Source organism: Kribbella albertanoniae (genome assembly GCF_004348455.1).
GTDB lineage: Bacteria > Actinomycetota > Actinomycetes > Propionibacteriales > Kribbellaceae > Kribbella > Kribbella albertanoniae.
The window spans coordinates 1-8,814 of record NZ_SMKA01000348.1; the positions used below are offsets into that span (position 1 = coordinate 1).

Here is an 8,814-nt window from a genome sequence, read left to right on the forward strand (position 1 = left end):
CCCTCCTCACCGGCGACTGGCCCACCGCCCTCCAAGCCGACCCCCGAACCCGCCGAGAAGCCACCGGCCTGATAGCCGCCTTCTTCGCCTACCACCAAGACCACCAACTCCGCTCCCTACCCCACCTGGACCTAACCCAGTAGAAGCCGGCCCTGCGTGCAGTCGTTGGGGGCGTGGGCAGGAGGGGTATCCGGTTCTCCTGTCTGATGTGCGGGTGGTTCGCCGCCCCCGCCACAACGTCCGACGATCCGGAGGACCAGGCGCGCGCGTCCTTCGGACGTTGCAGGTACGGCGGCCTGCTGCGCCGCGTGCAGGTGGGCCGGGTGGTACTGCGGTCACCTGGTGGGGACTTCGGACATCTGATCGCGTGTCCGGGGTCCCCGGTAGGTGTACGCGGTTCGGCCGGTCGGCTGGTTATTGCGGGGGCTGGGGAGTTCTACCCGTCGATTTCGGGTGGTAGGACTCCCCAGCCGCGCCGGACAACCGCATACAGCACCCCCAACCAGCCCCTTCTGCCACGAACCATCGTGGCCTCAGGCCCCATCCCCAGAATCTATTGCCTACCGCTCCGGTCCGCCCCAGTTATCCACAGCCGACGCGCTCCCTCGCACCTGTGGATAACTTCGTCGCCGAGCACCAACCGTATGAAACACTGCTACTGTCCGTAACGCCCGCTTCGATGGAGGCTCCATGCTCAGGCGGCTCACCACAACAGCGGCCCTCGTCGGGTTCACCGCTGCCCTCACCGCCTGCGGCCCCAACAACCCCAAACCGCCGCCATTCACCCCCTCGGCGCCGACCAGCGCCCCGAGCACGACGCCCCCGACTGTGAGCGCTCCTCAGAAGGAAGCAGGTGACGGTGCGCAGGCGGGCTACCGCGCCTACCTCGCAGCAGTTACCGCGACGCAGGCGAGCGGCGGCACGAAGGACGCTCAGCTGTCACAGGTCGCCACCGGGCCAATTCTGAAGTCGGAGCTGGAACAAGCAACCATCTTCAGGAAACGGAAATGGCGAGGAACCGGACAGATCGTCGTGATCTGGACGAAGCCGCTGAAGACCGGCACCGTGGGCCAGGACGGACACATCGATGAGGTGACCGTCCAGGCATGCTTCGACTCGTCGAAATCGATCACCGTCGACGCGGCGGGAAAAAGCGTGAAAAAGCCGGGCACACCGACCCGGTGGCTCGATGAGATGCAGATGCGTCGCGACGGCGATGTGTGGAAGGCACACTTCGGCGTCAACAAGGCGGCGAAATGCTGACCAGACTTCTGGGCGTCGGCCTGCTGATCTCCTTCGCCCTGAGCGTTCAACCTTCCTGGGCTGACCCGGCACCGGACCAACCTGACTGCCGACGCAACGTCTCGACCGGCGAGTGCCAACTGTCGGTCGGCGATGAGCCGGCACCGCCGGGCAAGAGCGACGGAAAGAAGCCGGTCAGCGCCGGTGAATCCGGATGTTTCTTCAAGGGAGAGAAGTTGCCGTGCCGAACGGCTGACGGGTTCTTCGACGCGGCGTCCGGCTGCTATCTGACGCCGCAGGACTCGCCGTCCACGCTGACTGGCGACGGTACGCCGTACAAGCCGGGCACGAAGTTCTACCGATGCTGGGTCATTCTCGATGTGGTTGGTGGCCGGCCAGAAGGAATCGAGCGGTTCGAATCTGTCATTCGGGAGCCGGGTGAGCCTGCGACCATCGATCCGCGCGAGGCGGCTCGTCAGGTGGTCGAGACGATGAGTTTCGTCGCACCACGGCTCGGGCTGTCGCCGTACCTTCAGAGCGCCACTCGGGAGGGCATCGTGAATGTGCCGGTCTGGATGTGGGTGGCCGATCCGGGACAGACGACTACTGGGCCGCAGACCAAGAGGGCGACTCTTGGGGGTGTCACGATCGAGGCGACTGGGACGGTCGATCGGATCGAGTGGTCGATGGGTGGTGGGAAGGTCGTTACCTGTAAGGGCGCCGGTACGCCGTTCAGGCGTGCGGATGCGGTTGGCAAGTCGCTGAAGGAGATCGCAGACTCGCCGACTTGTGGCCACAGGTACCAGAAGACCTCGCGCTGTGAGAAGGCCGGCAGCTTCCAGGTGAGCGCGACCGCCTACTGGAACGTCCACTGGACTGGTGGCGGCATGGAGGGCGACATCCCGCTCAACTTCACCCGCTCCGTCCCACTCCGCGTCACTGACCTTCGCCCGGTCCTGGTCGACGCAGACGGCGATCCTGTGAAGGTCGCCCCGCTGCCTCGCCGCTGCGGCTGACTAGCAGTGCCCGCCCCGACAAAAGCACGCCGTACAACGTCAGTTGCGCCCCGGCAGAGCTGTCCGGGACCTCGGAGCTTCTCGGTCCCACCATCGTGCAGGAGAGTGGGGAGTTCTACCGCCCGATTCGGTGGGGTAGCGCTCCCCAACGCCGCCGTACAGGAGGGCGTTACTTCGTCAGGAGCCAGAGCAGCGTGCCGCCGCCCAGCGCGATGACCGCGAAGCCGACGGTGCAGAGGACGATGACCCAGAACGGGTGTCGGCCGGCCCAGCTCACGGAGCCGGGTACCTGGCGGCTCAGCTGGACGAAGCTGAGCGGCTGGCCCGGAACATTGGTGGGCAGGCCGAGGTACCAGACCAGCTTGTCGCGATCGGCGGCCGAATACAGGGCGCCGTTGATGGTGAGCAAGGCGTATCCAGTGGCGTCGCAGATGATGATGGACTCGGAGACAGCCCCGGGCTGGACCACGGTGGCCCGGATCACCCCGGCGGCGAGCGCGCGGTCGCGACGGCGGTGGAAGGTCAGACCGCGCGCCGAGATCTCGGTCGGGGTGACGACGATGCGGGAGACCCGCAGGTACACAGCGACGGTCACCACCAGGAACAGGATGCAACTGATGGCGAAGATCCACTTGGCCCGGCTGGCGTTGACGAAGCCGGCGATCACGAAGGCCCCGGAGATGGCGGCGACGATCCGGTAGACCTGGCGGCGCGGGCCGGTACCCGGCCGCAGTACGAGAACATCGGTTTCAGCCACGGCCAGAACCTTATGACACGGCGCAGGTCGCCCCCTCCGGAGTGGCAGACTCGCGCCGTGAAAGCACTGCGCTGGGGACTGATCGTCGTGACTGTGCTGGCCGGCCTCACCGGGACCTGGCGCCTGGCCGGCCCGCGGCCGGATCCGGTCGGCGGAGCGGTCAAGCAGCTCCACTTCTTGCGGGCGGCGATCGACGACGGTGCCGACCATGAGTCGCAGGGGTTGTTCCCCGAGGGATATTTCTTCCTGAACGTGCTGTACGGACTCACTTGGGTGCAGGTGGCAACAATCCATCCGGAGCGTGAAGCAGAGGCTGTCCGGGAGGCCCGCTGGTCACTCGACCGTCTGCAGTCCACCGACGGTACGGCGCCGTTCGAGCAGCGCCTCGATCCGCCGTACGGGATCTTCCATGCCGGCTGGACGAACTGGTTGCGCGGCGCCATCGCCACCCTCGACGACAGTGCGCTCACCGAGTACACCCAGTCCTCGACGGAGATCTCCAAGGCCTTCGACGCAGCGGCATCGCCTTACCTGATGGCCTATCCGGGCCAGGCCTGGCCGGTCGACTCAACCGTGGCGATCGCTTCCTTGGCACTGCACGATCGCCTCACGACGCCACACTTCACCCAGACCCGCGGCCGCTGGCTCGGGTTGGTGCAGCAACGTCTGGACCCCAGCACCGGCCTGATGCCGCATCAAGCCGAACCAGGACCAACGGGTGCGCGGGCAACCTCGCAGAGCATCATCCAGCGATTCCTGCCGGAGATCGACCGCGAGTTCGCCCGATCGCAGTACCAGCTGTTCCGGGACAAGTTCGTGACTGCCTTCGGGCCTGGCGTCCGCGAGTACCCGAAGGGTCAGAGCGGTTCGGGCGACGTCGACTCGGGACCGTTGGTGTTGGGTGTCAGTCTGTCCGCCACCGTCGTGTCGGCCGGGGCGGCCCGGATCCAGGACGACCCGCTCGGAGACGCCCTCCTGCGAGTCGGCGAGGTCCTCGGAGCCCCGCTCACTGGCCTGAAGACGAAGCGCTACGCCTTCGGCGCGCTCCCGGTCGGAGACGCCTTCGTCGCCTGGTCCGCAACAGCAACACCAACGAACGGCCCAACCACCCCCACGCCCCACCCGCTCACCTGGTGGTGGCGCCTGCCCTGGCTCCTCCTCTGCTGGCTACCAGCTCTCCTGGTAGCCGCGCTGCTACTCATCCGAAAGCGACACCCACGACCCCGAGAAGTGGGGGGATAGGAGAGGATTTGAGGTATGTCGCCATTGGGTCGTCGCCGGGGTCGTGGGTCGGAGCGGGTGGGGGAGAAGGTGGTTGTCGCGCCGGAGCCGCATCCGAGTGGGGCTCGGCCGCCAGAGCTGCCCAAGGAGCTGGTGCCGGAGCATGTGGCGATCATCATGGACGGGAACGGGCGGTGGGCCAAGCAGCGAGGGCTGGCCCGGACCGAGGGGCACAAGGCGGGCGAGGCGAGTCTGCTGGATGTCATCAAGGGCGGGATCGAGATCGGGGTGAAGTACATCTCGGCGTACGCGTTCTCGACGGAGAACTGGGCGCGGTCGCCGGAGGAGGTCCGGTTCCTGATGGGGTTCAACCGGGACGTGATCCACCGGCGCCGCGACGAGCTGGATGCGATGGGGGTGCGGGTGGTGTGGTCGGGGCGCCGGCCACGGTTGTGGAAGAGCGTGATCGACGAGCTGGAGTACGCGCAGGAGCGGACGAAGGACAACGACACGATCACGCTGCAGTTCTGCGTGAACTACGGTGGGCAGGCGGAGATCGCGGACGCGATGAAGTCGATCGCCCAGGAGGTTGCCCTGGGCAAGCTCAGTCCGGACCGGATCACCGAGAAGACGATCGCGCGGCACCTCTACCACCCGGAGGTGCCGCCGGTGGATCTGCTCGTGCGGTCGTCGGGGGAGCAGCGGACGTCGAACTTCCTGGTGTGGCAACTTGCGTACGCCGAGATGGCGTTCCTGAACGTGTTGTGGCCAGACTTCGACCGGCGGGACCTGTGGCGCGCGATCGAGATGTACGCGCAGCGCGACCGCCGGTACGGCGGCGCCGTACCGAATGAGGTCACGCAGAACGAGGGTTAGCCGGAGCGAGGGTTGGGCAGCAGCCCGAGTTCGATGGCGACCGTGACGGCGCGGGTGCGGTCGTCGACGTCGAGTTTGGTGAAGAGGCGTTGCAGATGGGTCTTCACGGTCGCTTCGCCGATGTAGAGCTCGCGGCCGATCTCGGCGTTGCTGAGGCCGCGCGCCACGGCCGCGAGCACCTGCAGCTCGCGAGGTGACGGTTGAGCGACGGCAGATGGTGTCCGCAGACGTGACATCAGCCGAGCGGCAACGGGCGGCGCAAGGACGGTCTCGCCGCGGGCCGCAGCGCGGATGCCGTCCAGGAGCTCAGCATGCGGAGTGTCCTTGAGCAGATATCCGGTCGCACCGGCCTCGACTGCGTGCAGGATGTCGGTGTCCGTGTCGTACGTCGTCAGCACCAGCACCCTGGTCTCGGGGTACCCGGACGCGATCGCGCCGGTCGCCGTCACCCCATCGGTCCGTGGCATCCGCAGATCCATCAGTACGACGTCCGGCCGGGTCGACTCGACGAGGGCCAAGGCCTCGGATCCGTCACCGGCCTCCCCGACCACGGTGATGTCGTCGGTCACGGAGAGCATGCCGATCAGGCCGGATCGCACCACGGGATGGTCGTCGACGACCAGTACGCGAATCACGCGCTCTCCTGAACTGGGATGAGGACCTGGACGGTAGTGCCGTGCCCGGGGGAACTCTCGACCTGGACAGTACCGCCGGATTCCTCGACACGACCACGCATCGCGGCCAACCCGAACCCCGTCGACGGCTCAGCCACCGAGAACCCCGACCCGTCGTCGCGGATCTCGATGCAAACCCGCCCCGCGGACACCCCGAGCGTGATCAGCACCGACGTCGCCCGTGCGTGTTTGCGGATGTTCGCCAGCGCCTCCTGCGCCACCCGCAGCAGAACGACCTGCTGGGACTGGGGAAGCGCGACGACCTCGGACTCGTCGAGATCCAGCAGCACCTGGACGTCCACGCCGGTTTCGGCCGCGAAACGGTCGCCCTGCCGCCGCAGTACCTCGGTCAAAGTTGCCTCTGACAACGCCACCGGGGTGAACGCGGCAACCAATGCACGTGCCTCGGCCAGGTTCTCCCGGGCGGTTGCTTCGATCTGAGCCAGCCGAGCGGCCACGCCGTCACTGCCGCGGGCCAGCTCGGCCGCACCGGTCTGCGACAGCATCACGATGCTCGTCATCCCCTGTGCGAGCGTGTCGTGGATCTCGCGCGCCATCCGCTCTCGCTCAGCCATCACACCGGCGCTGTGATGCGCCTCGGCGAGCTCGTCGCGAGTCGCGCGCAGTTCCTCGATCAGTACGGCGCGTTGGTGGCTCTCGGTGATGACTCGGCTGATCCAGATACCGAACAACAGGCTGACGACCAGACTGACCATCATCCACGGAAGGATCTGCCACAAGGCGTCCCAGCCCCAGCCGGCGCTCCACAGTTGCGCGGTCCCGCACCCAGCCACGAGCGCCAGGCTGAACCCGATCCCGTCCCGCAGGGTTTCCGACAGCAGCCAGACCTGGGCCGAGAGGATGAACATCATGAACACCGAGGTCGGGCTCAGTCCGACCAGCACCATCAGGCACCCGATCAGCACCAGCCGGTAGATGAGCGACGGCACGAACCGGCGCGACTCGATGGCCGGCCGCCCGATGAACTGGTACGCCGTACCCAGCAGCACAATTGCGCCGGCGACGATCCACCGGTGGGAGGTGCTGAGCTCCGAGGTGACCGAGACGGCCAGGGTCATCGTGAGCAGGACCCAGAAGACGATGTTCCATCCAAGCAGGGTGCGGGCCCCCATCACCTGGTCCTCCCGCGTCGTGGTCGCCTCCATGGTGTCCATCTTCCATCAGCCCGCGTCCCGGCGCGTCCAGCGGAACACCCGCTGAGCGATGACGAGCCCCACGACCAGCCAGACACTCAGCACGATCGCCCCGGTCCCCAGCTGCCACGAGCCACCCGGCTCGACGGACTCGAAGCTGTCCGGAAGGAACACCGACCGCATGCCCTGGGCCAGCCACTTCAGCGGGAAGAACTCCGAGATCGACCGCATCCAGGCCGGCAGGCTGCTGTAGACGAAGTACACACCGGAGATGAACTGCAGCAGCAGGACGACCGGGGTGACGACGGCGGACGCCGCCTTGCCGGACCGCGGTACGACGGAGAACGCGATCCCGAGCACCGAACCGGACGCCGTACCGAGAATGAAGATCCACAGGAACCGCAGCCACTTCTCGGGCTCGGCCGGGATCGCGACGTCGAGCAGGAGACCGGCGATCAGCAGCAGCAGCGCGAACTGCAGGATCGACGTGATCAGGACCAGCCCGATCTTCCCGGCGAAGTACGACTGCGGCGACATCGGCGTACCGCGCAGTCGCTTCAGCACATCCTGGTCGCGCTCGATCGCGATCGAGACGGACAGCGACTGGAAGCTGGACAAGAAGATGCCGGAGGCAATCATCCCGGGAGTGAAGTAGGTGGCCGCGGTGACCCCGCCGCTGAAGTCGGTGCCGCTGAACACGGCCGAGAAGATGCCGAGGAAGATGATCGGGAACAAGAACGTGAAGATCAGCTGCTCCCGCTCGCGGAAGAACTCCTTCACCTCGAGCTTGGTCCGCGACACACCGACCTTCAGCGGCGACGGCAGGTTCACCGTGGTGCTCATCGGACTGCTCCTTCCAGGTCGACATCGGCCGCGGTCGGCTTGCCGATCAGTTCCAGATAGATGTCTTCCAGGCTGGGCCGACGGACCTGCAGCTCCGGTACTTCGCCGCCGTACTGCGCCAAAAGCCGGGACACCTCGGCGGTCGGGGTGTCGGTGCGGATCTCCCGCAGGCCGTCCGCAGCCAGCCAGGAGACACGGGCAGTCCGAGCGCCCCGCCCGCCGAGCGTCTCCGGCGTCGCGACCTCGAGCATCTTCCCGTCAGCGATGACACCGACCCGGTCGGCCAACTGCTCGGCCTCGTCCAGGTAGTGCGTGGTCAGCAGAATCGTGGTGCCCTCGGTGCGCAGATTCTCGATCAGCGTCCAGAACTGCCGCCGCGCCTCGGGATCGAACCCGGTCGTCGGCTCATCCAGGAACAGCAACTCCGGATTCCCGACCACCCCGAGCGCGACATCGAGCCGGCGCCGCTGACCGCCCGACAGCTTCCGGGTCCGCGTCTTCCGCTTCTCCTCCAGCCCGACCGCCGCGATCACCTCCTCGGGATCCCGCGGCGACGGGTAGTACCCGGCGAAGTGGTGGACCAACTCAGCCACCGTCAGCTCCGCCTCGTCCCGCGACGACTGCGCCACGATCCCGATCCGCGCCCGCCAGTACCGATCGGCCCGCGCCGGATCACTACCCAGTACGTCGACCTCCCCCTTATCAGCCCGCCGGTACCCCTCCAGGATCTCCACAGCCGTCGTCTTGCCAGCCCCGTTCGGCCCCAGCAGCGCAAACACCTCACCGCGGTAGATGTCCAGATCCACCCCCGCAACCGCCACCTTGTCCGGGTACCGCTTCACCAGCCCCCGCACCCTCACAGCCTTGTCTGTCTCCATACCCTCACTCTCCCGCCGCAGCCGCGTCCCCAGGGAGCACCACCCGGCTGACCCGCTGTCCCCCAACCGGTGGACAGACGAGCTGAGATGCGGATGACACGCCCATGTCACGCACCCGCCGGACCCTCACTCCATGAAGAGGCTGCTTGTCGT

9 protein-coding genes are annotated in these 8,814 nt (G+C 67.0%); 4 read left to right on the forward strand and 5 right to left on the reverse strand.

The window, feature by feature from the left end; all coding sequences use genetic code 11:
- Positions 1–690 precede the first annotated feature (690 nt).
- Both E1261_RS40860 and E1261_RS40865 read left to right on the forward strand, forming a co-directional pair.
- Positions 691–1,263 carry a hypothetical protein gene (locus tag E1261_RS40860; protein WP_132415133.1) on the forward strand — a complete coding sequence of 191 codons (573 nt, stop codon included), beginning with the start codon at positions 691–693 and terminating at the stop codon, positions 1,261–1,263.
- The gene (locus E1261_RS40865) at positions 1,257–2,258 is read left to right on the forward strand and encodes a hypothetical protein (RefSeq protein ID WP_132415134.1); all 1,002 of its coding nucleotides are present in this window, start codon (positions 1,257–1,259) and stop codon (positions 2,256–2,258) included. The genes E1261_RS40860 and E1261_RS40865 overlap by 7 nt, the downstream gene beginning before the upstream one ends.
- 169 nt (positions 2,259–2,427) lie before the next feature.
- Here the strand turns inward: E1261_RS40865 and E1261_RS40870 are convergent, their stop codons facing one another.
- A complete protein-coding gene (locus E1261_RS40870) occupies positions 2,428–3,015 on the reverse strand; it encodes a hypothetical protein (protein ID WP_132415135.1) in 588 nt (195 codons plus the stop codon).
- 57 nt (positions 3,016–3,072) lie between these two features.
- Between E1261_RS40870 and E1261_RS40875 the strand changes: the two genes are divergently transcribed.
- Both E1261_RS40875 and E1261_RS40880 read left to right on the forward strand, forming a co-directional pair.
- Positions 3,073–4,257, forward strand: a complete 1,185-nt coding sequence (locus E1261_RS40875) for a hypothetical protein (RefSeq protein ID WP_132415136.1) — start codon at positions 3,073–3,075, stop codon at positions 4,255–4,257.
- A 15-nt stretch (positions 4,258–4,272) separates the two neighbouring features.
- The gene (locus E1261_RS40880; protein WP_132415137.1) at positions 4,273–5,112 is read left to right on the forward strand and encodes an isoprenyl transferase; all 840 of its coding nucleotides are present in this window, start codon (positions 4,273–4,275) and stop codon (positions 5,110–5,112) included.
- Here E1261_RS40880 and E1261_RS40885 read toward each other — a convergent pair.
- Genes E1261_RS40885 through E1261_RS40900 form a run of 4 tightly spaced genes read right to left on the reverse strand, consistent with a single transcriptional unit; the run spans position 5,109 to position 8,661 of the window.
- A complete protein-coding gene (locus E1261_RS40885; RefSeq protein WP_132415138.1) occupies positions 5,109–5,747 on the reverse strand; it encodes a response regulator in 639 nt (212 codons plus the stop codon). The two genes, E1261_RS40880 and E1261_RS40885, sit on opposite strands and share 4 nt — an antisense overlap.
- Positions 5,744–6,961, reverse strand: coding sequence for a sensor histidine kinase (locus E1261_RS40890; RefSeq protein WP_132415139.1), 1,218 nt, complete (start codon positions 6,959–6,961; stop codon positions 5,744–5,746). The genes E1261_RS40885 and E1261_RS40890 overlap by 4 nt, the downstream gene beginning before the upstream one ends.
- A 6-nt stretch (positions 6,962–6,967) precedes the next feature.
- Positions 6,968–7,783: an ABC transporter permease gene (locus E1261_RS40895; RefSeq protein ID WP_132415140.1), complete on the reverse strand. Its 816-nt coding sequence runs from the start codon at positions 7,781–7,783 to the stop codon at positions 6,968–6,970.
- Positions 7,780–8,661, reverse strand: coding sequence for an ABC transporter ATP-binding protein (locus E1261_RS40900; RefSeq protein ID WP_132415141.1), 882 nt, complete (start codon positions 8,659–8,661; stop codon positions 7,780–7,782). Before E1261_RS40900 ends, E1261_RS40895 begins: the two co-directional genes overlap by 4 nt.
- Between the last annotated feature and the right edge of the window lie 153 nt (positions 8,662–8,814).